Source organism: Paeniglutamicibacter psychrophenolicus (assembly GCF_017876575.1).
GTDB lineage: Bacteria > Actinomycetota > Actinomycetes > Actinomycetales > Micrococcaceae > Paeniglutamicibacter > Paeniglutamicibacter psychrophenolicus.
The window spans coordinates 3,733,807-3,758,545 of the sequence record NZ_JAGIOE010000001.1; the positions used below are offsets into that span (position 1 = coordinate 3,733,807).

General features: G+C 63.3%; 16 protein-coding genes and 3 rRNA genes. 1 reads left to right on the top strand and 18 read right to left on the bottom strand.

All coding sequences use genetic code 11. From position 1 onward, the window contains the following. Nucleotides 1-153: 153 nt before the first annotated feature. From JOF46_RS16915 to JOF46_RS16970, 12 genes are all read right to left on the bottom strand, one after another. Nucleotides 154-1,518: a hypothetical protein gene (locus tag JOF46_RS16915; RefSeq protein WP_209909128.1), complete on the bottom strand. Its 1,365-nt coding sequence runs from the start codon at nucleotides 1,516-1,518 to the stop codon at nucleotides 154-156. Continuing rightward, nucleotides 1,505-2,023, bottom strand: a complete 519-nt coding sequence (locus tag JOF46_RS16920) for an RNA polymerase sigma factor (protein WP_209909131.1) — start codon at nucleotides 2,021-2,023, stop codon at nucleotides 1,505-1,507. The genes JOF46_RS16915 and JOF46_RS16920 overlap by 14 nt, the downstream gene beginning before the upstream one ends. A gap of 58 nt (nucleotides 2,024-2,081) precedes the next feature. Beyond that, the gene (locus tag JOF46_RS16925) at nucleotides 2,082-2,639 is read right to left on the bottom strand and encodes an 8-oxo-dGTP diphosphatase (RefSeq protein ID WP_209909134.1); all 558 of its coding nucleotides are present in this window, start codon (nucleotides 2,637-2,639) and stop codon (nucleotides 2,082-2,084) included. Nucleotides 2,640-2,655: 16 nt separating this feature from the next. Further along, nucleotides 2,656-3,777 carry a site-specific tyrosine recombinase XerD gene (gene xerD, locus JOF46_RS16930; protein ID WP_209909137.1) on the bottom strand — a complete coding sequence of 374 codons (1,122 nt, stop codon included), beginning with the start codon at nucleotides 3,775-3,777 and terminating at the stop codon, nucleotides 2,656-2,658. Between the two features lie 17 nt (nucleotides 3,778-3,794). Continuing rightward, nucleotides 3,795-4,460, bottom strand: coding sequence for an NUDIX domain-containing protein (locus JOF46_RS16935; protein ID WP_209909140.1), 666 nt, complete (start codon nucleotides 4,458-4,460; stop codon nucleotides 3,795-3,797). Between the two features lie 4 nt (nucleotides 4,461-4,464). Next, nucleotides 4,465-6,153: a CTP synthase gene (locus JOF46_RS16940; protein WP_209909143.1), complete on the bottom strand. Its 1,689-nt coding sequence runs from the start codon at nucleotides 6,151-6,153 to the stop codon at nucleotides 4,465-4,467. Nucleotides 6,154-6,238: 85 nt separating this feature from the next. Beyond that, nucleotides 6,239-7,972 carry a DNA repair protein RecN gene (gene recN, locus JOF46_RS16945; protein WP_209909146.1) on the bottom strand — a complete coding sequence of 578 codons (1,734 nt, stop codon included), beginning with the start codon at nucleotides 7,970-7,972 and terminating at the stop codon, nucleotides 6,239-6,241. Further along, a complete protein-coding gene (locus JOF46_RS16950; RefSeq protein WP_209909149.1) occupies nucleotides 7,969-9,003 on the bottom strand; it encodes an NAD kinase in 1,035 nt (344 codons plus the stop codon). Before JOF46_RS16950 ends, recN begins: the two co-directional genes overlap by 4 nt. A gap of 54 nt (nucleotides 9,004-9,057) precedes the next feature. Further along, a complete protein-coding gene (locus JOF46_RS16955) occupies nucleotides 9,058-9,864 on the bottom strand; it encodes a TlyA family RNA methyltransferase (RefSeq protein ID WP_209909152.1) in 807 nt (268 codons plus the stop codon). After that, entirely contained in the window at nucleotides 9,861-10,070 is a 210-nt protein-coding gene (locus tag JOF46_RS16960; RefSeq protein WP_209909155.1) for a hypothetical protein, read from the bottom strand. Before JOF46_RS16960 ends, JOF46_RS16955 begins: the two co-directional genes overlap by 4 nt. Before the next feature lie 14 nt (nucleotides 10,071-10,084). After that, on the bottom strand, nucleotides 10,085-11,077 hold the full coding sequence (locus tag JOF46_RS16965) for an HAD-IIA family hydrolase (RefSeq protein WP_209909158.1): 993 nt from the start codon (nucleotides 11,075-11,077) through the stop codon (nucleotides 10,085-10,087). 15 nt (nucleotides 11,078-11,092) lie between these two features. Next, a complete protein-coding gene (locus JOF46_RS16970; protein ID WP_209909161.1) occupies nucleotides 11,093-11,896 on the bottom strand; it encodes a tetratricopeptide repeat protein in 804 nt (267 codons plus the stop codon). 168 nt (nucleotides 11,897-12,064) lie between these two features. Between JOF46_RS16970 and JOF46_RS16975 the strand changes: the two genes are divergently transcribed. After that, nucleotides 12,065-13,642, top strand: coding sequence for a hypothetical protein (locus JOF46_RS16975; RefSeq protein WP_209909164.1), 1,578 nt, complete (start codon nucleotides 12,065-12,067; stop codon nucleotides 13,640-13,642). A gap of 701 nt (nucleotides 13,643-14,343) precedes the next feature. Here JOF46_RS16975 and rrf read toward each other — a convergent pair. From rrf to JOF46_RS17005, 6 genes are all read right to left on the bottom strand, one after another. After that, nucleotides 14,344-14,460: ribosomal RNA gene (gene rrf / locus JOF46_RS16980) — 5S ribosomal RNA — on the bottom strand. A 171-nt stretch (nucleotides 14,461-14,631) separates the two neighbouring features. Continuing rightward, nucleotides 14,632-17,764, bottom strand: a 23S ribosomal RNA gene (locus tag JOF46_RS16985). 577 nt (nucleotides 17,765-18,341) lie between these two features. Further along, a 16S ribosomal RNA gene (locus JOF46_RS16990) occupies nucleotides 18,342-19,867 on the bottom strand. The 16S, 23S and 5S rRNA genes sit together here, the layout of an rRNA operon. Before the next feature lie 604 nt (nucleotides 19,868-20,471). After that, nucleotides 20,472-21,788: a tyrosine--tRNA ligase gene (gene tyrS, locus JOF46_RS16995; RefSeq protein ID WP_342592488.1), complete on the bottom strand. Its 1,317-nt coding sequence runs from the start codon at nucleotides 21,786-21,788 to the stop codon at nucleotides 20,472-20,474. Between the two features lie 29 nt (nucleotides 21,789-21,817). Then, nucleotides 21,818-24,106, bottom strand: a complete 2,289-nt coding sequence (locus JOF46_RS17000) for a HelD family protein (protein ID WP_209909167.1) — start codon at nucleotides 24,104-24,106, stop codon at nucleotides 21,818-21,820. A gap of 89 nt (nucleotides 24,107-24,195) precedes the next feature. Further along, nucleotides 24,196-24,732, bottom strand: a complete 537-nt coding sequence (locus JOF46_RS17005) for an adenine phosphoribosyltransferase (RefSeq protein WP_209909170.1) — start codon at nucleotides 24,730-24,732, stop codon at nucleotides 24,196-24,198. Nucleotides 24,733-24,739: the final 7 nt, after the last annotated feature.

A 24,739-nucleotide genomic window follows, 5' to 3' on the forward strand; every position in this document is an offset into this window, starting at 1 on the left:
CGCGGACTGCGGGAAAACCTTCACCGGGCGGGGTACCGGCAAAGAAACATGCCGCGGACGCCTGGCCGTGGGAAATGCCGACATGACTGAGCGTACCGTTGCCGCTCTGTCGAAGCCGGCCAGCTGACCTGCCGGGTGCATGGTGTGGCGGACCTACCCCAGGTCTTGGATCACCAAGGACTTGGCCACCGCCTTGGCCTGCGTGTATTCAACCGAGGCCAGGTACGCGTTGATTTCGCCTTGGTTCTTGAAACCCATGGGGTCGTTCCATTGGGTGAGCATCAAGGTGCGATCCCCGATGTCGACGCCGAAGTGCACGTCGCAGGTCTTCCCGGTGGACGGGAGGTCCGCGGGATAGAGCCCAATCACCGAACGGCGGTTTCCTTCGGCGTCCGTGACCGTGCTCAGGGCCAGCTTCAGCGGACCGGCGGCGGTGAGGACCCCGCTGGGCGATTCGCCGTCGAGCGTGTAGGTGGATCCCGGTTCGGCACAGTCGGTGGGTTCGTGCACGGCGCCCTTTCTCAGGCTCGTGAGGCTGAATACTTTTTTGCCCCTGAGGTCGTAGAAGAGCAGATCGTACCTGTCCACGTCATTGGGGCCGATCATCGGATCGTCGATGGGGTTGCCGATCTCGTCCATCTTCCACTCGCGTTCTTCCCACGCGGGATGGTCCACCGTCAACAATTCGTTGCCGAAGGCGTGGCGTTCCTCCGTTGCATTGGCGCCCATCCAGGACGGAACATCGGGCCCCAGGAGCCTGCCCAGGCTGGTGTCGTCAAGATCCAGGACCTTGAGCTTTCGCAGCTGTTCGGGCTTGAGGATGGGGTCGGACGGATTGTCCAGCGACCGCAGCTGGGGATTCGTGAAGAAGGGCATGCTGCCAACGCCGTTGATGCCCGTGTCGTCATCCGCCTTGATGCTCCAAGATCCGTCCTGCCAACGGGCAAGCCAAATGCCGGAACCGTCTCCGGTGGGGTTGCCGGCCTCGGCCAGGTCCGACCGCAGGATCGTCGCCAGGGAATCGACGCAGCCGATCACGGGGTACGCGTTGGCGTTGTCAGGCAGCTTGGTCCGGATTCCGTTGGCGTCCACGAGGTCCAGGGTCCGCAGGTCAAGGGCGTTGCAGGCGGGCGAATCCTCGAAGTAGACGTCCTGGTTGGCCGGGACCAGGAAGTTGGGCAGCCCGTAATCGATGCGCGGCAGCGCCGATCCATCCGCGGATGAGCTGGGCGAGGGACCGGTGGTGGGATTTCCCGTGATCGGAAGCGTTGGCGATGCCGGGCCGGTTCCCGTCGGGGCCTGCCAGGGAGCCCAGACGACGAGGCCGACAGCAGCTGCGGCGATGGCCGTTCCTGCCGCAAGGATCCGCCATTTGCCCCAGGAATTTCCAGGTTTGACCTGTACTGGCCGCTGGCTGAAGACCGGGACGGGATCTTGGAGTTGCAGCGGACCGGGATCGCCGATGTTGTCGCGCTCGGCCGGATCGATGCCGGAAATGAGCTTCTCAATGTTGTCCATTGGAGCCGCCGCCCTTCAACATGCTCGTTGGTGCCTTGCGTTCAAAGGCCTTGCGGGCCCGGAACAGCCGCGATTTAGCCGATTCATGCGAGCATTCCAGCATCGCGGCGATCTCGGCGATCGAGAGCGCATCCCAGTAGGCGAGGATGAGCACCTCGCGGTCCTTGGCACGCAGTGCGTCCAGGACCTCGTGCACCTGCTCGTCCAGTCCGGAGTCGTGGCCGCCGCGCTCGGCGAGCTGGGCGGCCGCGGCCTTGAACACGAGGTTCTTTTCCCGGCCCATGGAGCGCAGCTCGTTGCCGACAAGGTTCCGGGCCGTCACCAACAGCCACCCAAGCGCATCCTCTCCCGGCGAGATGCCGCGTTGCCAGGCCAGCCGGAAGGCGTCGTTGCTGATTTGCCGGGCGACCTCGACGTCCAGGATCCGGCGATAGACGTACCGGTAAACGTTCTTGGAATGCAGGCGGTGCAATTCCTCCACGGCCGCTGATGCCTGTGTCTCCACCGACGCCCCCTCCCCCTGTAGCCGCCCGTGGGCCCCGCAGATGCGGGCCCCTTGTTGGCTATGTAATGTCCGGAAAGCCGGCTTCGGTTGCAGTTGTCGCAGGAATCTTTTTGTCCGCCCAGTCGACGGTGGAAAAGCGGGCCACCGATTCGTTGTCTTCGTCCAGCACCACCAGGGCGTCGAAGCGTTCCCCGACCAGCAGCCGTCCGAGCCACATTGCCGAGTCGTCCCACATCCGCGCCAGCGGCAGGTGTCCCACCGGGTACCAGGCAGGGACCAATTCCTCCGAGGCTGTGGCCATGCCGGCAAAGGCGGAGGTGAGGAAGACTGTGCAATCCATGTCGGCGGCCGGCCTGGAGGGAAAGCGGAAGAAGACCCGCGCTGCGGGCTCCAAGGAGGAGATCTCTGCGACGAGCGAGGTTTCCTCGAAGAGCTCTCGCACCGCGGCCTGCTCGGGGCTCTCCCCCGGCTCGATCTTCCCGCCCGGCGCCACGACGCGTCCTGCACCGAAGCCGCGCTGCTTGTGGCCCAGCAGCACCTGGGTGCCGGTCAACCCGCGCAACAGCGGCAGGCACAGGACGACTTGGGTGGGTGTTGCCGCAAAGCTCTGTGCCATGGTGGGGGGTGCTTCCTTAGAGGTTCGCGCGCGGATGCGCCGCGGCGTAGATTTCGCGCAGGGTGTCGGCGGTGACCAGCGTGTAGACCTGCGTGGTGGTGACCGAGGCGTGCCCCAGCAATTCCTGGACCACACGCACGTCGGCCCCGCCCTCGAGCAGGTGCGTGGCGAAGGAGTGGCGCAGGGTGTGCGGGGAAACGTCTTGTTCGATGCCGGCCCGCTCGGCGGCCTTGGTGAGCACCGACCAGGCGGATTGGCGCGAGAGCCGTCCGCCGCGTTGGTTCAGGAAGAGCGCGGCGGTGCCCTTGCCCTTGGCGACCAGCTCGGGCCGTCCGCGGACCAGGTACGCGTTCAGGGCGTCGATGGCGTAGGAGCCCAGCGGCACGATGCGTTCCTTGGAGCCCTTGCCAAAGAGGCGCACCACCGCGGGGCCATCGGCGGGGCGTTCCAGGTGCAGGTCATCGACGTCCAGGCCCACGGCCTCGGAGATGCGGGCGCCGGTGGAGTACAGGAATTCCAGTATGGCCTTGTCGCGCAGGCCGGCGGAGGTCTCGATGGAGACCGAGTCAAGGATCGCGGTGACCTCGGCGACGGAGATGGCCTTGGGCAGGCGGCGGCCGGCCTGCGGCGGGTGCAGGTCCACGGCGGGGTTGGTGGGTGCCAGACCCTCGAGTTCCCAGAACTTGTGCACGCCGCGCACCGCGACAATGGTGCGGGCTGCCGAGCGGGCGCTCAGGGGTGCGGCGCCGTCGGCCCCGTCGCGCACCGCCTGGGCGAACGAGGTCAGGTGCCCCAGGGTCACCTGGTCCGGGGCGTGCACGTCCTGTCCATGCAGGTAGGCCGCATAGCGGTACAGGTCGCGCCGGTAGGCGCTGACGGTGTTTCGCGCCATGCCGCGTTCCACCGCCAGGTGCTGCAGGTAGCTGGCCAGGTGCTTGCCGATGGGCAGTTCCGCCGGATCCGGTCCGGGCAGCGGAACCGGGTCGGGAACCGGAACAGGGTCGGGAACCGTTTCCAGCCGCAGTGTCGCGTCGACGGGGCTGATTCGCACCGTCGGTGCGACGTCCGGGCGCGGCAGCGAGACCGTCTCGGGAACCACCGCAAGGCGCAAGGTGGCGTCGTCGGTTCCTGTGTGCATGTTCTTTTCCGTGCCCCTTAGAGCCGTGGCTCGGCGGAGCGCAGGCGCGGGTGGGCCTCGAACGGGACATCGACCGGACGCAGCGAGGCGTAGCCGCCGACGCGAGCCGCGGCGGCGGCCAGCAGGCCCGCCACTGCGGATGGGTTGTGGATCCGTCCGGCCAGCACGCCGGCGACGGCCTCGTCCAGCGGAACCCAGGCGATGGCCATGTCCGCTTCCTCGTCGGTGCGTTCGTGGCGTTCGTGCTCCGGGACCGGGCTCGCGTTGCGGGCGAGGTAGATGCGGATCGCCTCGGAGGAGGACCCCGGGGAGAGGAACAGGTCGACCAGCACTGCCCAGTCGGCGGCAACAAGGTCCGCTTCCTCGGCCAGTTCGCGTGCGGCGGCCAGATGCGGCGCCTCACCGTCGATGTCCATGAGGCCGGCGGGGATTTCCCACAGGTTCATGCGCACGGGGTGGCGGTACTGGTTGATCATCAGCACTTCGTCGGCGTCGTTGAGCACGAGCACCGCGACGGCGCCGGGATGGTCGATGTAGTCGCGAACCAGCGGCGCCGTGTCCGGCGCAAATTCAAAGGTGTCCTGCACAACGTCCCAGATGCGTCCGTCGTAGACGGTTTCGGACGAAAGCAGGCGGCGAGGGCTGAACGTATCGCCCAGCGCCTCGCCGTCTGTCATTGCCATGATGCTACTTGCCGGCCTTCTGGTGTTCCAGTGCGGCCTTGACCAGCCCCGCGAAGAGCGGGTGCGGGCGGGTCGGGCGGCTGGAGAGCTCCGGGTGGGCCTGCGTGGAGACGTAGTACGGGTGTACGTCCTTGGGCAGTTCCACGAACTCGACCAGCTTGCCATCCGGCGAGGTGCCGGAGAAGACGAGTCCGGCCTTGGCAATCTGCTCGCGGTAGGCGTTGTTGACCTCGTAGCGGTGGCGGTGGCGCTCGGCCACTGCTGTCTTGCCGTAGGTCGCAGCCACCACCGAGCCCTCGGTGAGGGTTGCGTCGTAGAGGCCCAGGCGCATGGTGCCGCCCAAGTCTCCCTTGCCGTCAACGATGTCGAGTTGTTCCTGCATGGTCGCGATGACCGGGTGCTTGGTGTCCGGCTCGAATTCGGTGCTCGAGGCGTCGACCAGGCCGACGACGTTGCGGGCGTATTCGATGACCATCGATTGCAGGCCCAGGCACAGGCCCAGGGTCGGCAGGCCGGTTTCACGGGCGTACTTCAGGGCGCCAAGCTTGCCGTCGAGGCCGCGGATGCCGAAGCCTCCGGGCACGCAGATCGCGTCAACGCCGGCGAGTGCCTTCTTGGCACCGGCTTCGGTCGAGCAGTCGTCCGAGGGGACCCAGCGGATCTGGACCTTGGTCTTGTTGGCGAAGCCGCCTGCACGCAGGGCCTCGGTGACCGAGAGGTAGGCGTCGGGCAGGTCGATGTACTTGCCGACCAGTGCGATTTCCAGGTGGTGCTTGGGGTTGTGGACCGCGTCAAGCAGCTTGTTCCACTTGGACCAGTTCACATCCTTGAACTTCATGCCCAGGTGCTGGACGATGTACGCGTCAAGGCCCTGGGAATGCAGCACCACGGGGATGTCGTAGATGCTCGCGGCGTCCGCGGCATTGACAACCGCTTCCGGGTCGACGTCGCAGGTGCGGCCGATCTTTACGCGCATCTCGTCCGGGATTTCCCGGTCCGAGCGGATGACCAAGGCGTCGGGCTGGATGCCAATGGAACGCAGGGCGGCCACGGAGTGCTGGGTCGGCTTGGTCTTCAGTTCGTGGCTCGGGCCGATGTACGGCACCAGGGAGACATGGACGAAGAAGACGTTGCCGCGGCCGATGTCCTGGCGGACCTGGCGGGCCGATTCGAGGAACGGCTGGGACTCGATGTCGCCAACGGTGCCGCCGATTTCGGTGATGATTACGTCGGGGGCCTTCTTGCCCTTGCCCGGATCAATCGCCGGCAGGCGCATGCGGCGCTTGATTTCGTCGGTGATGTGCGGGATGACCTGCACGGTGTCACCGAGGTAGTCGCCGCGGCGTTCCTTCTCGATGACCTCGGAGTAGACCTGACCGGTGGTCACGTTGGCCATGCCGGTGAGGTTTTCGTCCAGGAAGCGCTCGTAGTGCCCGATATCGAGATCGGTTTCGGCGCCGTCATCGGTGACAAAGACTTCACCGTGCTGGAAGGGGTTCATTGTGCCCGGATCCACATTGAGATACGGGTCTAGCTTCTGCATGGTGACGGAGAGCCCACGTGCCCGAAGAAGATGACCGAGGCTGGAAGCCGTCAGTCCCTTTCCGAGGGAAGAGGCCACGCCACCAGTGACGAAGATATGCTTTGTCGTTTCAGACGACCGGGAATCACGAGAAAGATTACGTTGCACCACGGGGTTCTACCCTATCACCATTTCGTTGCTGGACGGTTGGGAAAGACTCTACAGGCTTGCGGGATGGACCACGGGAAATCCATGGCTAGGAAAGCGAACTGACGAGCAACTGGGCCTCGCCCAGCAGCTCCTCGGCGTGGGCCTGGGCGGTGGAGGAGTCCTCCTGGCCCGCCAGCATCCGCGCCAATTCGCGCACCCGCTCGGCCTCATCCAGCAGCACGACGTCGCTGGCGGTGAAGCCCGCACCGTCCGCGGCCGTCGCATTCGAGGACTTGATCACGCGTACGTGGCGGTCCGCGTAGGCGGCCACCTGCGGCAGGTGGGTGACAACTATCACCTGCACGTGCTTGGCCAGCATGGCCAGGCGCTTGCCGATCTCCACGGCGGCCTTTCCGCCGACCCCTGCGTCCACTTCGTCGAAGACGAAGGTCGGCACGGGGTCCACGGCGGCCAGCACCACTTCGATGGCCAGCATCACCCGGGAGAGCTCGCCGCCCGAGGCTCCCTTGCCCAGCGGGCGCGGGGTGGTTCCGGCGTGGGGCTGCAGCAGCATGGTGATCGCGTCGATGCCGTAGCGGTTGGGCTCGGGCAGCTTTTCAATCTCGAGAACGAACTTCGCGTCCGGCATGGCCAGTGCGGCAAGCTCCGAGGTCACCCGGGCCGCCAGGTCCTTGGCGGCCTTGGCACGCAGCTTGGAGAGCTTGGCCGCCGTCTCGGCGACCTCCAGGCGCAGCGACTCGGTTTCGGCCCGCAGCGCCTCAATGCGCCCGTCGTCCCCCTGGATCTCGGTCAACCGGGTCCGTGCGGTATCCGCCCAGGCGATGACCTGGTCGATGTCCGGAGCGTACTTGCGGATCAGCCGGTTCAAATCTGCGCGGCGCTCCTCGAGCGCGGCCAAGCGGTCCGGGCCCTCGGAATCGAGGTCGGAGAGGTAGCCGGCCAGATCGGTGGAAACCTCGGCGGCGAGGATCCCGATTTCCCCCAGCCGCTCGGCCAGCGCCTTGATGTCGGCATCGTCGGCGGCGACCTGTTCCAGGGCGTGCTGCGCGGCTTCCACCAGCGAGACCACGCTGCTGGTCTCGTAGTCCTCGCTGTTCAGCGCCTCGTGGGCGAGATTCGCATTGGAACGCAGCGCCTCGACGTTGGAGAGCTTCAGCGACTGGTTCTTCAGCTCGATGTCTTCGGCCGGCTGGGGTTCGACGGCGTCGATTTCCTCAAGTGCGGCCTGCAGGGATTCGGCCTCGCGGATCCGCTCGCGGGAAGCGGCAACCAGTTCCTCGAGTTCGCTCGAGGCGTTGCCCCACTTCTCGAAGGTCTCCTGGTAGGAGGACAGCACCTTTGCCAGCGGGGCGCCGGCGAACTTGTCCAGCGAGTCGCGCTGTGCGGCGGCTCCCTTGAGGCGCAGCTGGTCGGTTTGCCCGTGGATGGCAATCAGGTCCTCGCCCAGCTCGACCAGCACGCCCACCGGCGCGGCCCGCCCGCCGACGGAGGCGCGGCTGCGCCCCTCCGCGGAAAGGGTGCGGGTGATGATCAGCTCGGCCTCGTTATCGAAGCGTTCGACCAGGGCTCCGGCTTCCTCGGCGCGGTCCAGCACCTTGCTGGTGGCCGGCAAAACGAGCGTGGCATCGGCCACCGCCTGCTTGGCACCGTGGCGCACAGCCCCGGCGTCGGCACGGCGGCCCAGCAACAGCCCCAGTGCGGTGATGACCATGGTCTTTCCTGCGCCGGTTTCGCCGGTGACCACGCTGAAGCCCGGGCCCAGTGGCAATGTTGCCTGGGAGATGACGCCCAGGTCCTTGATGCGTATTTCCTGAATCACAGCTGCCTCCGATGATCCTTGTCCCCGAGGGTTTCCGGTTCGGGTTTGGGCGCGTGGTGTCGCGGCTCGATGACCTGCATTGCCGGGGTGATGACCGGAAGCGCGCTCGTGGCGGTCACGCGGTCACCGGGTTCCACCGGTCCGCGCCAGCCTTGGATGGGAAGTTCGAACTTGTTGACCAGCCGCTCGGAAAACGGGGTCTGGTTGACTCGGGCCAGGCGCACCGGCTTGGTGGAGCGGGTGACCTCGATGCGGGCCCCCGGTGGCAGCTCGATGGTGCGTCGCCCGTCGCACCAGAGCACCGCACCGGCGTCGGTGCGGGTGAGGATCTCGATGGCGAGCACCGAGGTGGGTGCCACGACCAGGGGCTTGGCGAAGAGCGCGTGCGCGCTGATGGGCACCATGACCAGGGCCTCGACCTCGGGCCAGACCACCGGTCCCCCGGCGGAGAAGGCGTAGGCGGTGGAACCGGTGGGCGTGGCCATGACCACGCCGTCGCAGCCGAAGGTGCTCAGCGGCCTGCCGTCGACCTCCATGACCACCTCGATCATGCGTTCGCGGTTGGCTTTTTCGATGGCGGCCTCGTTCAGCGCCCAGGTGTGGGCGATGCGCCTGTTGTCGAGCCAGACCTGCACGTCGATGGTCATGCGTTCCTCGACGGTGTAGCGGCGCTCCACGATCCACTGCACGGTCTCCTGCAGGGCGGCGCGTTCGCTTTCGGCCAGGAAGCCCACATGCCCCAGGTTCACGCCAAGCAGCGGGACCCCGGCGTTGCGGACAAGTTCCGCGGCGCGCAGCACGCTGCCGTCTCCCCCGAGCACCACGCCGAGGTCGATGGCCTCGAGGCTGGTGTCTTCGTCGAGGACCTCCACATCGAGGTTTTCGCCCTCCGGGGTGTTGCGGACGGCCTGCATTTCCAGTCGCCGCATCACCGGGATGAGCCCGGCCAGGCGCAGGCGTGAGCACGTGTCCACGGCCGCCATGAGGGCGTCGGTGCGACCGGTGTGGGTGAGGACCAAAATCCTGCGCATGGGTTCCTTCCTCGGCGGACCGAAGGTTAGGACATCTGTTCTGATGCCGCCAGTCTAAGAATAGTCAACACCGGGCCACGCGTCTGTGCCGACGCGGGGTTGTGGAGAAGCATCGGGATTGTGACCGGCGGCCTTTCCCAGCCACAGGAAGAACTCGACGTTGCCGTCCTGGCCCGGCAGCGGGCTCCGGGCAAGGCCCAACACCCCAAGCCCTGCCGCGGCTGCCGAGGCCATCACCGCATCCACCGCCTTGCGCCGCTGGGTGGGGCTGGAAACGACCCCTGTGCGGGAAAGTTGTTCGCGGCCGATCTCGAATTGGGGCTTGACCATCAGCACCAGGTCCCCGGCCGGTTCGGTGGCCCCGGCCAGGGCCCGCATGACCATGGTCAGCGAAATGAAGGAAAGGTCGGCCACGACCAGGGACACCACTCCCCCGATGTCCGCGGGGTCGAGGTAGCGCACGTTCATGCCTTCGTGCACGTGCACGCGGGGGTCCTGGCGCAGTTCGGAGACCAGTTGGCCGTGTCCGACATCAACGGCTTCTACGTGGTCGGCGCCGCGGCGCAGCAGCACGTCGGTGAAGCCTCCCGTGGAGGCGCCGGCGTCGAGGCAGCGTCTTCCGGCTACCTCGATTCGGGAGAATGCTTCCAGGGCCCCGGCGAGCTTGTGCCCGGCCCGGCTGACGAATTCCTCGCCCGCGGGGGCCTTGACCGTGATTTCGGAGGTGTCCGAGACGCTCTTGGCGGCCTTGGCCGCGATGGTGCCGTCCACGCTCACGCGTAGTTCGGCGATGAGCCGGGCCGCATCGGTGCGCGAGCGGGCCAGGGAACGGGTGACCAGTTCCTGGTCGAGTCGGCTCATGGGTGCTCCTGCGAGGTCGAATCAAGGTCTGCGGCCAGCGAGGCCTGCAGGCTCTCGAAGATGGCCAGGTGCTCGGCGACGGGGACCTCGGCCAGGGTTTCCAGGACGTCGAGGTCGGTTGTCTCCCGGGCGGTTTCCGGCGGGGAGGCGGGTCGCGGTCCGGGGACCGGGAGGCTGCTGGCAGGTGGTGTGTGGTTGTTGCTCATCATCACCCTAGAGCCTATGGCTTGGCGGCGACGGTTTGGGAAAAATTGAGCGTCGGTTCGACGGCGTGTTCCTGGTGCGGGTGTGCCAGCCACCAGGCAGCGCATGCCGCGCGCCAGGAATCCAGGTCGGATTCGTCGCCGTTGACGGTGATGGCATCGCCATTGACCGAGGCCAGTGCGCCGCCGCAGCGGATGCCGAAGCCGGTGACCTCCACCACGGGGTAATTCTCGTAGAGCCCGGAGAGGTCCGCGATGATGTAGTCGGGACGCTCCGCGGTGCGGGCGGCCAGGGCCGAGCGGGCCGAGTCAACCCCGGTGAGCACCAGGACGGTGTTGTAGCCGGCGTTGTTGCCGCCGAGGATGTCGGTGTCGAGCCGGTCCCCGACCACCAGCGGCCGGGTGGCCTCGAAGGTTTCGGCCGCGCGGCGGAAGAGCAGTGGTTCGGGCTTGCCTGCCACCAGCGGCTGCACATTGGTGGCGGCGCTGACGGCCTCAACCAATGCGCCGTTGCCGGGGGCGATGCCCTCGGCGCGCGGGATGGTCCGGTCGGTGTTGGTGGCAACCCAGATCGCACCGCCATTGATCGCGAATGCCGCTTCGGCAAGGTCCTTCCAGCCAAGGGAAGGGTCGAAGCCCTGGATGACGCCCTGGGGCAGGTCGCGATGGCTGGCGACGATTTCCATGCCGAAGGAGCTGACGCAGTCGCGCAGGTAGGCGCTTCCCACGACCAAGACCTTGGAGCCCAGGGGTAGTTCTTGTGCAAGGAGCTCGGCTCCGGCGTCTGCAGAACCAAATACTTGTTCTGCAGACGCCGGGGCACCCAGCTGAATCAGGTGCTCGGCGACGGCACCCGGTGACCTGGAGGCGTTGTTGGTGACATACGCCAGGGAAACCGAGTTTTCATCCAATCGGTTCAAGGCCTCGATGGCCTTGGGGATTGCACCGTCGCCGGCATAGACGACGCCGTCAAGATCGGCGAGCAGCGCGTCAAAACCTGAGATCAGCATGGGTGAATCGAATTCCTAGCGTTCGTCGTTTTCGTCCTGGTCGATGACCGGGGACGCTCCGTTGGGTTCCTCGGCGACAGGTGCTTCCTCGTCGAGTTCCGGGTTCGTTTCCTCGGCCGGATCGTTGAGCGATTCGGCTTCGACAACCTCGACGGCGTCTTCATCGGCCAGTGATTCGACGGCTTCGTCCGACGGGGTTTCCGCGTCGTCTTCTGCCTTGGCGGTTTCCGGCTCCACGATGTCGCGGGCACGCGGGCGGCGTGCATCGGTTTCGTCGTCTTCACCGAGGTCGATGATATCCGGTTCGGCGAATTCGCCGGTGCCGAGGGCTTCCTCTGCCACCGAGATCTGCTTGCGCCAGGTTGCGGCTTCCTCGCCGCGACCCAGGTTCTCCAGTGCGTCCGCATATGCGGAGAACAGACGCGGGCTGTAGCTGAACGCGCGGTTCAGGTCCAGCTGCGGGATCTCGAGTTCCGCCAAGGCAGCCTCGAGGTTGCCCAAGTCGTGCTGGGCACCCGCAGCAACCATGGCCATTTCGACCTTGCCGTTGGTATCCAGGGTCTCAACGACTTCGCTGTGTGCAATTTCCAGCGTCTTTTCCGGACGACCGATGCCGCGTTCGGCGTCGGCAATCAGTGGAAGGTGCAGGTTGGAACCGCTGATGCGGCGGTGCGTGCGGAACTCGCGCAGGGCTTCGGCAAACTCGCCGGCAGCATATGCGGCCAGGCCGACTGCTTCGCGAACCACTGCCACGCGGCCGCCACGACGGCTGGCTGCGATGGTGTGCTCGTAGGCAAGCTGCGGATCGATATCGATCAAGCGGCCGGCCATGACCAGGTGCTTGGAAACCCATTCGTTGTTCGTATCGTCAAGGTAGCGCAGTTCCGCACGGGTGATGCGGTCAAGTTCCTTGCCGGTTACGTCATCATCGATTTCCGGGGAACGGCCACGTTCCGGGCTGTTCGAGCTACGCAGGTCTGCCGGGTTGTGGTTACGGCGTGCGGTCTCTTCGTCGCGCAGCGCCTCGAGGTCAGCAGTGCTGGTCTTGGTGCGCGGCTTGAATCCGCCACGGTCTTCACGAGGCTTGAACCCACCGCGATCTTCACGGGGCTTGAAGCCGCCACGGTCTTCGCGGGGCTTGAAGCCGCCTTCACGACGGTCTCCACCCTGGAAACCACCGCGGTCGTTGCCGCCGCGGAATCCTCCACGGTCTTCGCGGGGCTTGAAGCCGCCTTCACGACGATCGTCGCCGCCACGGAAACCGCCGCGATCTTCGCGGGGCTTGAAACCGCCTTCACGACGGTCCCCACCCTGGAATCCACCGCGATCTTCGCGAGGCTTGAAGCCGCCTTCACGGCGATCGTCGCCGCCACGGAAACCACCGCGGTCTTCACGGGGCTTGAAACCGCCTTCACGGCGATCGTCGCCGCCACGGAAACCGCCGCGGTCGTTGCCGCCGCGGAATCCTCCACGGTCTTCGCGAGGCTTGAAGCCGCCTTCACGACGGTCTCCACCCTGGAAACCGCCGCGATCTTCGCGGGGCTTGAAACCGCCTTCACGGCGATCGTCGCCGCCACGGAAACCGCCGCGGTCTTCACGGGGCTTGAAGCCGCCGCGGTCATCGCCGCCACGGAATCCACCGCGATCTTCGCGGGGTTTGAAGCCACCTTCACGACGGTCGCCACCCTGGAATCCACCGCGGTCTTCGCGGGGCTTGAAGCCGCCTTCGCGACGGTCGCCACCCTGGAAACCGCCGCGGTCGTTACCGCCGCGGAATCCACCGCGATCTTCCCGGGGCTTGAAGCCGCCTTCACGGCGATCGTCGCCGCCACGGAATCCACCGCGGTCTTCACGGGGCTTGAAGCCACCTTCACGGCGATCGTCGCCGCCACGGAATCCACCGCGGTCTTCACGGGGCTTGAAGCCACCTTCACGACGGTCGCCACCCTGGAAACCACCGCGGTCGTTGCCGCCGCGGAATCCACCGCGATCTTCGCGGGGCTTGAAGCCACCGCGGTCATCGCCGCCACGGAATCCACCGCGGTCTTCGCGGGGCTTGAAGCCGCCTTCGCGACGGTCGCCACCCTGGAATCCTCCACGGTCGTTGCCGCCGCGGAATCCTCCACGGTCTTCGCGGGGCTTGAAGCCGCCTTCTCGGCGGTCTCCACCCTGGAATCCGCCACGGTCTTCGCGGGGCTTGAAGCCGCCTTCGCGACGGTCGCCACCCTGGAATCCTCCACGGTCGTTGCCGCCGCGGAATCCTCCACGGTCTTCGCGGGGCTTGAAGCCGCCCTCACGGCGGTCGCCGCCCTGGAATCCACCGCGGTCTTCACGGGGCTTGAAACCGCCACGGTCATCGCCGCCACGGAATCCACCGCGATCTTCGCGGGGCTTGAAGCCGCCTTCTCGACGGTCGCCGCCCTGGAATCCACCACGGTCTTCGCGCGGCTTGAAACCACCCGCATTGCGATCGTCGCCACCGCGACGGAAGCCTCCGCTGTTGTTCGACTTAGAATCATTCCGGTCGCGGTTGTCCTTCGACCCGAAGCCCTTGTTTTCGTTTGACACTAGATGTGTTCCTCTCAAAAGGGTCTTCAGTTTTGGACCCCACGCATGAATCAGTGGACCTCCGCATCTCACGGAAGCCCACGCTAAAATCTTTTTGCCCTCACCAGGGCATTGAACGCCTGCATCTATCTTAGTCGAGGGTACCCAGTCGCCTCCGTGATTTACACCAATAGTGCGCAACGCAACTGATCCATACTACGGCAACAGAATGCCAACCATCTCGAGGAATACTCGTCCACTCGGCCCTTATGGAGCCAAATTGCCAATCACATGTATGCGAAAGACCGCTCGGGATCAAAAGCGCAGAGCCCCCCGAACAATCAGATGAATTGATTCACCTAACGCGGAAACTGGTTTCCGGCCAGGGCATACAAATTGAGGTGAGAGTTACTTTGGGTTGTGGCAGCTATCGTCACACACATCATTTGGTGGCACTCCGCTTTTCGTTGATGACATCCGCCCTTGCCAGCACAGTTTTTTAGAGTTCGCGATGCTACGGCGTAAACGACCATGCGCCGGGAAGCATAAGCGCAGGAATAGGCAGATCTACATTCAGAATATTCACCAAACGCGCTCAAAAAGGCGCTGTGGCAATTAGACGATGGCTTCTTCGGTGCCAAACCACGTTTTTGGCGTTATTAAGGATGCTTAAACATCGGAACCCCCAAGCCAGGGGCCTGGGGGTTCCGGGACAAGTTGTCCGGCGGTGACCTACTCTCCCACACCCTCCCGAGTGCAGTACCATCGGCGCGGTGGGTCTTAGCTTCCGGGTTCGGTATGGGACCGGGCGTTTCCCCCACGCTATGACCGCCGTAACTCTAGCCACGCACGCCCCGGCGGTGCCGGGGGTGGTGAAAATCGGGTTACGACCACAATAGTGGTTGTTGTTGTTGTGGTTCCGCGAAAAACAATGGGTTGTTGTTTCGGGACCGCATAGTGGACGCAGCGTATCTTGCCACCCACCCCGCAAGGTGCTGTGGTGTTTGTGGTTGAAGTTGTCGGCCTATTAGTACGGGTCAGCTTCACGAGTCTTTGGTCCTCGCTTCCACATCCCGCCTATCAACCCAGTGGTCTGGCTGGGGGCCTCTCGCCACACGAGGTGGCGTGGAAATCTCATCTCGAAGTGGGCTTCCCGCTTAGATGCTTTCAGCGGTTATCCCTTCCGAACGTAGCTAATCAGCGGTGCACTTGGCAGTACAACTGACACACCAGAGGTTCGTCCGTCCCGGTCCTCTCGTACTAAGGACAGCTCTTCTCAAATTTCCTGCGCGCGCAGCGGATAGGGACCGAACTGTCTCACGACGTTCTAAACCCAGCTCGCGTACCGCTTTAATGGGCGAACAGCCCAACCCTTGGGACCTACTCCAGCCCCAGGATGCGACGAGCCGACATCGAGGTGCCAAACCATGCCGTCGATATGGACTCTTGGGCAAGATCAGCCTGTTATCCCCGAGGTACCTTTTATCCGTTGAGCGACGGCCGTTCCACAACGTGCCGCCGGATCACTAGTCCCGACTTTCGTCCCTGCTCGAGCTGTCGCTCTCACAGTCAAGCTCCCTTGTGCACTTACACTCGACACCTGATTGCCAACCAGGCTGAGGGAACCTTTGGGCGCCTCCGTTACTCTTTAGGAGGCAACCGCCCCAGTTAAACTACCCATCAGGCACTGTCCCTGACCCAGATCATGGGCCGAAGTTAGGTGACCGGTACAGCCAGAGTGGTATTTCAACGATGACTCCACCCGAACTGGCGTCCTGGCTTCAACGTCTCCCACCTATCCTACACAAGCTGCACCGAACACCAATACCAAACTATAGTAAAGGTCTCGGGGTCTTTCCGTCCTGCTGCGCGTAACGAGCATCTTTACTCGTAGTGCAATTTCGCCGAGTTCATGGTTGAGACAGCGGGGAAGTCGTTACTCCATTCGTGCAGGTCGGAACTTACCCGACAAGGAATTTCGCTACCTTAGGATGGTTATAGTTACCACCGCCGTTTACTGGGGCTTAAATTCTCAGCTTCGCCCACAAGGGGCTAACCGGTCCTCTTAACCTTCCAGCACCGGGCAGGAGTCAGTCCGTATACATCGTCTTGCGACTTCGCACGGACCTGTGTTTTTAGTAAACAGTCGCTTCCCCCTGGTCTCTGCGGCCCACACCCGCTCCGGAACGCAAGGTTCCATCACGGGGCAGGCCCCCCTTCTCCCGAAGTTACGGGGGCATTTTGCCGAGTTCCTTAACCATGATTCTCTCGATCGCCTTAGTATTCTCTACCTGATCACCTGTGTCGGTTTGGGGTACGGGCGGCTAAAACCTCGCGTCGATGCTTTTCTTGGCAGCATAGGATCACCGAATCACCCCCCGAGGGGGGCGCCTATCGGGTCTCAGGCATCATGAGTCACGGATTTGCCTATGACTCGCCCTACATCCTTGGACCAGGTCAATTCCATTGCCTGGCTCGGCTACCTTCCTGCGTCACACCTGTTAATACGCTTACCTCCCTGGTTCGGGTCCCACGCCGCACACCCGGTACCCTTCCCGAAGGAAGGATGGTGGGCACTTGGGGTGGTTAGCATCACCAGGTCAATATGGGCGGTTTTTCGCCGGTACGGGAATATCAACCCGTTGTCCATCGACTACGCCTGTCGGCCTCGCCTTAGGTCCCGACTTACCCAGGGCAGATTAGCTTGACCCTGGAACCCTTGATCATTCGGCGGACGGGTTTCTCACCCGTCATTCGCTACTCATGCCTGCATTCTCACTCGTGTGGGCTCCACCGCTGGTTTACACCGCGACTTCACTGCCCACACGACGCTCCCCTACCCATCCACACGGCTGGACCACGAAGGCCTGCCAAATATGTGAATGACGCAACTTCGGCGGTGTGCTTGAGCCCCGCTACATTGTCGGCGCGGAATCACTTGACCAGTGAGCTATTACGCACTCTTTCAAGGGTGGCTGCTTCTAAGCCAACCTCCTGGTTGTCTTCGCAACTCCACATCCTTTTCCACTTAGCACACGCTTAGGGGCCTTAGTTGGCGTTCTGGGCTGTTTCCCTCTCGACTATGAAGCTTATCCCCCACAGTCTCACTGCTGCGCTCTCACTTGCCGGCATTCGGAGTTTGGCTGACGTCAGTAACCTTGTAGGGCCCATTAGCCATCCAGTAGCTCTACCTCCGGCAAGAAACACGCAACGCTGCACCTAAATGCATTTCGGGGAGAACCAGCTATCACGAAGTTTGATTGGCCTTTCACCCCTACCCACAGCTCATCCCCTCCATTTTCAACTGAAGTGGGTTCGGTCCTCCACGCGCTCTTACACGCGCTTCAACCTGGCCATGGGTAGATCACTTCGCTTCGGGTCTAGATCACGCCACTGACTCGCCCTATTCAGACTCGCTTTCGCTACGGCTTCCCCACACGGGTTAACCTCGCGACGTAACACTAACTCGCAGGCTCATTCTTCAAAAGGCACGCTGTCACCCCAACAAGGAGGCTCCAACGGATTGTAAGCGCACGGTTTCAGGTACTATTTCACTCCCCTCCCGGGGTACTTTTCACCATTCCCTCACGGTACTTGTCCGCTATCGGTCATTGGGTAGTATTTAGGCTTACCAGGTGGTCCTGGCGGATTCAAACGGGATTTCTCGGGCCCCGTCCTACTTGGGATGCTCTCACAAAGCGGCGGAACGCATTCGCACTACGGGACTCTCACCCTCTATGGTCCGGCATTCAAGCCGATTCGCCTATGCGCCCGCACCTCACTTCACCAGTCCGGCAGAACTGGTATGTAAAAGTCCCACAACCCCGACCATGCAACGCCCGCCGGCTATCACACATGGCTCGGTTTAGCCCCATCCGCGTTCGCTCGCCACTACTAACGGAATCACTTTTGTTTTCTCTTCCTGCGGGTACTGAGATGTTTCACTTCCCCGCGTTCCCTCCACGCAGCCTATGTGTTCAGCTGCGGGTCATGCGGCATGACACCGCATGGGGTTTCCCCATTCGGAAATCCTGGTCTCAACGTCCGGTTATCGACTCCACCAGGCTTATCGCAGATTCCCACGTCCTTCTTCGGCTCCCAATGCCAAGGCATCCACCGTGCGCCCTTAAAAACTTGACCACAAACAAGGGTCAAAAATTTTACATGAGCTAAAACATTACAATCGAAAGAACCAAGGAAACACACACCCGAGGGCATGTGCACCAAGATTCATTATCATAAGAAATTGCTTTGCAAAACAAACAAACCGGCCAACAACCCAAAAGGGCATCGGCCAATCCTGTTTCACAAGATGCTCGCGTCCACTATGCAGTTCCCAAACAACAACCCCGTCACACCCACCACCCACACACCCCGCAAAAAAGGGGGACCGTGTCGGCTTAGGCCATGCGCGGGAACACTGAAAAAACAAAACCCGGCCCTCCGCGCACCCCGCAAAGGGGGCAGCGAAAACGCCGGGGCCTGTTGTTTCAGGACCCAACAGTGTGCCAAAAGACCATCCACCCCGCAGCCACCATCCTCTTCCAACCCGCAAGCGAGCGTACTGGAGACGGCAACCACAACATGAACAGCCATGATTTGTTGATATTCCACCCTTGAGCACTCGCCCACCAACACAAGTGGTGGATGCGAGCAGCACTGAACACCCGCACAACACGCGCTTTGGCGTGCCTGCCTGGTGCTAGTTGCTCCTTAGAAAGGAGGTGATCCAGCCGCACCTTCCGGTACGGCTACCTTGTTACGACTTAGTCCCAATCGCCGGTCCCACCTTCGACGGCTCCCTCCCACAAGGGGTTAGGCCACCGGCTTCGGGTGTTACCAACTTTCGTGACTTGACGGGCGGTGTGTACAAGGCCCGGGAACGTATTCACCGCAGCGTTGCTGATCTGCGATTACTAGCGACTCCGACTTCATGGGGTCGAGTTGCAGACCCCAATCCGAACTGAGACCGGCTTTTTGGGATTAGCTCCACCTCACAGTATCGCAACCCATTGTACCGGCCATTGTAGCATGCGTGAAGCCCAAGACATAAGGGGCATGATGATTTGACGTCGTCCCCACCTTCCTCCGAGTTGACCCCGGCAGTCTCCCATGAGTCCCCGCCTTTACGCGCTGGCAACATGGAACGAGGGTTGCGCTCGTTGCGGGACTTAACCCAACATCTCACGACACGAGCTGACGACAACCATGCACCACCTGTGAACCAGCCCCAAAGGGGAAACCGTGTTTCCACGGCGGTCTGGCACATGTCAAGCCTTGGTAAGGTTCTTCGCGTTGCATCGAATTAATCCGCATGCTCCGCCGCTTGTGCGGGCCCCCGTCAATTCCTTTGAGTTTTAGCCTTGCGGCCGTACTCCCCAGGCGGGGCACTTAATGCGTTAGCTACGGCGCGGAAAACGTGGAATGTCCCCCACACCTAGTGCCCAACGTTTACGGCATGGACTACCAGGGTATCTAATCCTGTTCGCTCCCCATGCTTTCGCTCCTCAGCGTCAGTTAATGCCCAGAGACCTGCCTTCGCCATCGGTGTTCCTCCTGATATCTGCGCATTTCACCGCTACACCAGGAATTCCAGTCTCCCCTACATCACTCTAGTCTGCCCGTACCCACCGCAGATCCGAGGTTGAGCCTCGGACTTTCACGATAGACGCGACAAACCGCCTACGAGCTCTTTACGCCCAATAATTCCGGATAACGCTTGCGCCCTACGTATTACCGCGGCTGCTGGCACGTAGTTAGCCGGCGCTTCTTCTGCAGGTACCGTCACTTTCGCTTCTTCCCTACTGAAAGAGGTTTACAACCCGAAGGCCGTCATCCCTCACGCGGCGTCGCTGCATCAGGCTTTCGCCCATTGTGCAATATTCCCCACTGCTGCCTCCCGTAGGAGTCTGGGCCGTGTCTCAGTCCCAGTGTGGCCGGTCACCCTCTCAGGCCGGCTACCCGTCGTCGCCTTGGTGAGCCATTACCTCACCAACAAGCTGATAGGCCGCGAGTCCATCCCTGACCAACAAGTCTTTCCACCAAGGACCATGCGGTCCACGGTGCATATCCGGTATTAGACCCAGTTTCCCAGGCTTATCCCGAAGTCAGGGGCAGGTTACTCACGTGTTACTCACCCGTTCGCCACTAATCCCCCCAGCAAGCTGGGGGTCATCGTTCGACTTGCATGTGTTAAGCACGCCGCCAGCGTTCATCCTGAGCCAGGATCAAACTCTCCGTAAAAAAATACAGACACAACCAACACGACCCTGGAAAAAGGGTTGCGGGTTGCACCAAGTAAAAAAATCCCGGCAAATTGCCCCAGGCATCCACACGGGGGTGCGGACCCTGAAACCATTCACCAATAAAATAAATAAATTGGTATCAACAAATTTGGCACACTATTGAGTTCTCAAACAACAGACAGCTCCCGGTTCGGCATCCGTGCGATCAAATGATCAGTCGGTGTTTCTTCCGGGGTGATGTGTAATAATTTAATACATGTTCTTCGCGATGTCAAATCGGCTTTCCGCTGATTTTCATTTCGATAAACACATGATTTCTTTCAACGAATCAACGTTGTTAGAAGAATGTTTGTCATTCGCGGCTGGAAGCTTTTCGCTTGCCTTGGCCGCGGCGACTTAGAAAACAATACACAGGTTTTCCGGGCACGGCAAATCGTAGGTTCCTGCACCCAACAGCCGTGGAATCCCCCGTAATCAAGAGGATTTTGAACGATTCCGCACCCAAATAACGAAAAACCGGGGCGAGGTCGTTGCCGTGATCCACAGCACTTCCCTCACCCCGGTTTATTGCCTTCAAAAAAACCCGGTAATACGTCGCCTAATTACGCGACTTCAACAACGGCCAGATTCTTCTTTCCGCGGCGAACCAAGAGGTATCGGCCGTGCAAGAGATCGTCCCGGCTAACCACCGAATCGATGTCCGAGTACTTCACGTTGTTGATGTACGCACCGCCCTCGCTGACCGTTCGGCGTGCAGCCGACTTGGATTCCGAAAGTCCCGATGCCATCAAGACGGAGATGATGTCCAGTTCTTCACCGTCGACGGTGGTGCTGTTCAGCTCCTGGGTCGCCGCACGCAACGTTGCCTCGTCCATGTCGCGCAACTCGCCCTGTCCGAAAAGAGCAGCCGAAGCGGCAATGACCTTTTCGGTGGCTTCGACGCCGTGAACCAATGAGGTTACGAGGTATGCCAGCTCCTTCTGTCCCTTGCGTGCGAACGGACGATCGGCGACCTCCTGTTCCAGGGCTTCGATCTCCGCACGTGTCAGGAACGTGAAGATCTTCAAACGCGCAGCAACATCGGCGTCGGCGGTGTTGAGCCAGAACTGGTAGAAGGTGTACGGGCTGCACATCTCCGCATCCAGCCAAATGGCGTTGCCTTCGGACTTGCCGAACTTGGTGCCGTCGGAGTTGGTGATCAACGGCGTGCCGTAGGCGTAGGCGCTCTTGCCTTCAACCTTCCGGATCAGGTCCGTGCCGCTGGTGAGGTTGCCCCACTGGTCCGAGCCGCCGGTCTGCAGGGAGCAGCCGTACAGCTGGTGCAGCTTCAGGTAGTCGTAGCCCTGGAGGACCTGGTAGCTGAACTCGGTGTAGCTGATGCCCTCGTCGGAATTCAGCCGCGCGGCAACTGTTTCCTTCTTGACCATGGTGCCCACGCGGAAGTACTTGCCGACCTCGCGCAGGAAGTCGATGGCGCTCAGCTGCGCGGTCCAGTCCAGGTTGTTGACCATGCGCGCGGCGGACTCGCCCTCGAAGGACAGGAAGCGGGCGACCTGCGCCTGCAGCTTGCCGACCCACTCGGCCACGGTTTCCTTGGTGTTCAACACCCGCTCGGCGGTCTGGCGCGGATCACCGATCAAGCCGGTGGAGCCGCCGACCAGGCCCAGGGGCTTGTGGCCGGCCAGCTGCAGGCGGCGCATGTTCAGCAACTGGACCAGGTTGCCCAGATGCAGCGACGGCGCGGTGGGGTCGAAACCGCAGTAATAGGTAATGGACTCCTCGGAGAGCACCTTTTCCAGCTCGGCCTCATCGGTGGACACGTGGACCAGGCCACGCCACTTCAGCTCCTGCCAGATGTTGGCAAACGACGGATCATTACTTTGTCCCACCAGTGCGGGATTCTGCTCAATTTCAGACACCCTACTAAATTAGCAGTCTCCGCGCCGGATTACGCTTCCGTGTCAATGCCCGCCGGGATCGCGCCCTCGGCCAGGATCCGCAGCCGCTGGGTGGTTCGGGTCATGGCAACGTACAGGTCGCCGACGCTTCCCTCGACTTCGTCGATCAGTTCCTGCGGTTCGATCACGAGCACCACGTCGAACTCCAGGCCCTTGGCCTCGCGTGCGCCAAGCACCACGATGTCCTGGCTTAGTCCGCCGGAGCCTGTCCCCACGCGGCGGCCGAACTGCCCAACCACTGCGGCGCGCACCTGTGCCAGGCGAGGTTCCGGCACGATGACTGCCAACAGGCCGCCGTCGGCAATGGCCACCTCGCCGGGCAGCACCTCGTGCAGCTTGGCCAGCAGCCGGCCGGGAGCCAGCCGGTCCACCAGCGGCGGCCACTGGCCCTCGCGCACGGCCTTGGGCGTGGAGATGGTCAGCCCCGCGGCGTGCGCGACCCGGGTTGCGGCTTCGGCGATCTGCATGGGGGTGCGGTAGTTGACGGTCAGTTCCTCGAGCGTGAAGCGCTCGGCCACGAACGGCTTCATGGCCTGGGCCCAGCTGTTGGCGCCGGAGGCCGAGGAGGTCTGGGCGATGTCCCCGACCACGGTGAAGGACTTCAGCGGGCAACGGCGCATCAGCAGGCGCCACTGCATCGGGGAAAGTTCCTGGGCCTCGTCAACCACCACGTGCCCGTAGGCCCAGTTCCGGTCGGCCACCGCGCGCTCGGCTGCGGTTTGGCGTGCCTCGGTCTCCTGGTTCATGGCGGCCAGGTCCTCGGCATCGACCAGTCCGTCGATGCCGGCGTTGAAGAGCATCTCGTTGACGTTGCGCAGGGTCGCCTCGGCGTTTTCCACATCGCGCTTCAGTTGCGCCTCGACCCCGGCGTCCTTGTTGCCCACTGCCTTGAAATCGCCCAGCAGGTCCGCTGCCTCGTCCAGCAGCGGGACGTCCGACTCGGTCCACGGCGCCCCGGGCTCCCGGTGCAGCGCCTTGAGCTCCTTGGCATTCAGCTGCGGGGCGGCGGCCGCAAGCAGGTGCTCCTTGGCGAAGAGTTCCTCGAGCAGCGACTGCGGGGTCAGCGGCATCCAGCAGAGGTTCAGCGCGATGCGGACATCGCGCGATTCGCGCACTTCCTGGACAAGATAGCTGCGGTCCACGGCGTTGCCGGTGCCCGAGGAATCCTCGAGGACCTGCTGCAGCTGCTCGGCGAGCTCGCGCACCAGGGTCTTGGTGAAGATCTCGCGGGCCTCGTTGTGCGGCTTGCGGGAGGAACGTGCCCTCTCGCGCGCATGGCGCACCGCACCGCGGGTGAGCACCAGCCGGGTGCCCTCGACCACGACGCGGCGGTCCTCGGCCAGCAGCCGCTGGCGGTTGGACACGGCCCTGGCCACGACCTTGGCCATGAAGGCCTTGCCCTTGATGCGGGCGGCCTCGCGGCTGTGCTCGGGCACCGCGTGGATCCCGGGGTACAGCTCCCCCACCGAGGACATCACCACGCCGGTCTCGCCCAGCGAGGGCAGGACGCGTTCGATGTAGCGCATGAAGGAGTTCGAGGGGCCGACCAGCAGCACGCCGGCGCTCTTGAGCCGTTCGCGGTGTTCGTAGAGCAGGAAGGCCGCGCGGTGCAGCGCCACGGCGGTCTTGCCGGTGCCCGGCCCGCCCTGGACCACCAGCACCCCTGCCAGCGGGGAGCGGATGATCCGGTCCTGCTCGGCCTGGATGGTGCCCACGATGTCGCCCATGCGCCCGGTGCGCTTCTGGGTCAGGGCCGCCATCAGCGCGCCCTCGCCCTGCAGGCTGCCGTTTTCACTGAAGAGATCGGTGTCCAGGACCTCGTCGTCGATGCCCAGCACGGTGCGCCCGCGCAGCATCAGGTGCCTGCGTCGGCGCACGCCCTGGCGGTGCAGGGCGGTGGCCTGGTAGAAGGCCGCGGCCTCGGGGGCACGCCAGTCGACCATCAGCCGGGTGAGGTCCTCGTCGGTCATCCCGATGCGCCCGATGTAGCGCGGGGATCCTGCTTCCTCCCCGGCCCGGTTGGCGTCGTCGTCCAGGTCCAGCCGGCCGAAGACCAGGCGGTCCTCCACGGCGTTGAGCTGGGCCAGGCGGTCCTCGTAGAGTGCTGCGAAGGAGTCGCGTTCGGACACGTTCTGGATGGAGCCCTGCGGGCCGGTGCGGCGGGTGCGGGTCAGCTGCTCGACCTTCTCGGCGCGCAGCTCGTCAAGGCGGCTGTAGAGCATCGAAACGTAGTTGCGTTCGGCTTCGAGCTCCGGTTGAACGGTCGTGGACTCTGGCATTCAGCACTCCGATGAGGTAACGAAATCGTGGACAGACCAGTTTACGCTCTGCGGCGCCGGCCAATTGACCGGGCCGGGCAACCGGCGGGTTAGACGAGCTGGAGGGAATGGACCTTCAGGCCGGCGAGCTTCTCGCGACCGCCCAGGCCCGCGAGCTCCAGGACCACCCCGACACCGACGACCTTGGCCCCGACCTTTTCCAGCAGCCGGGCCGCGGATCCGACGGTGCCGCCGGTGGCCAGCACGTCGTCGAGGATCAGCACCCGGGTGCCCGGGGCGACGTCGTCGCGGTGCAGTTCCAGGGTTCCGGTGCCGTATTCGAGCGTGTATTCATCCCGGTGCACCGGCCGCGGCAGCTTGCCCGCCTTGCGGATGGTGATCATTCCGGTGCCGGTGGCGTAGGCGGCGGCCGCGGCCATCACGAATCCGCGGGCCTCGAGCCCGGCAATGACGTCGAATTGGCCGGCGAAGGGCGCGATGACCTCGTCGACGATTCGGCGCAGCCCGGCGGGGTCGGCAAACACCGGGGTCAGGTCCTTGAACGAGATACCCTCCGCGGGGTAGTCGGGGACGATGGCGCTCAGGCGGTCAAGGAGGTCGCTAATGCTTTCAGGCTCTGGAATCACCCGTCAA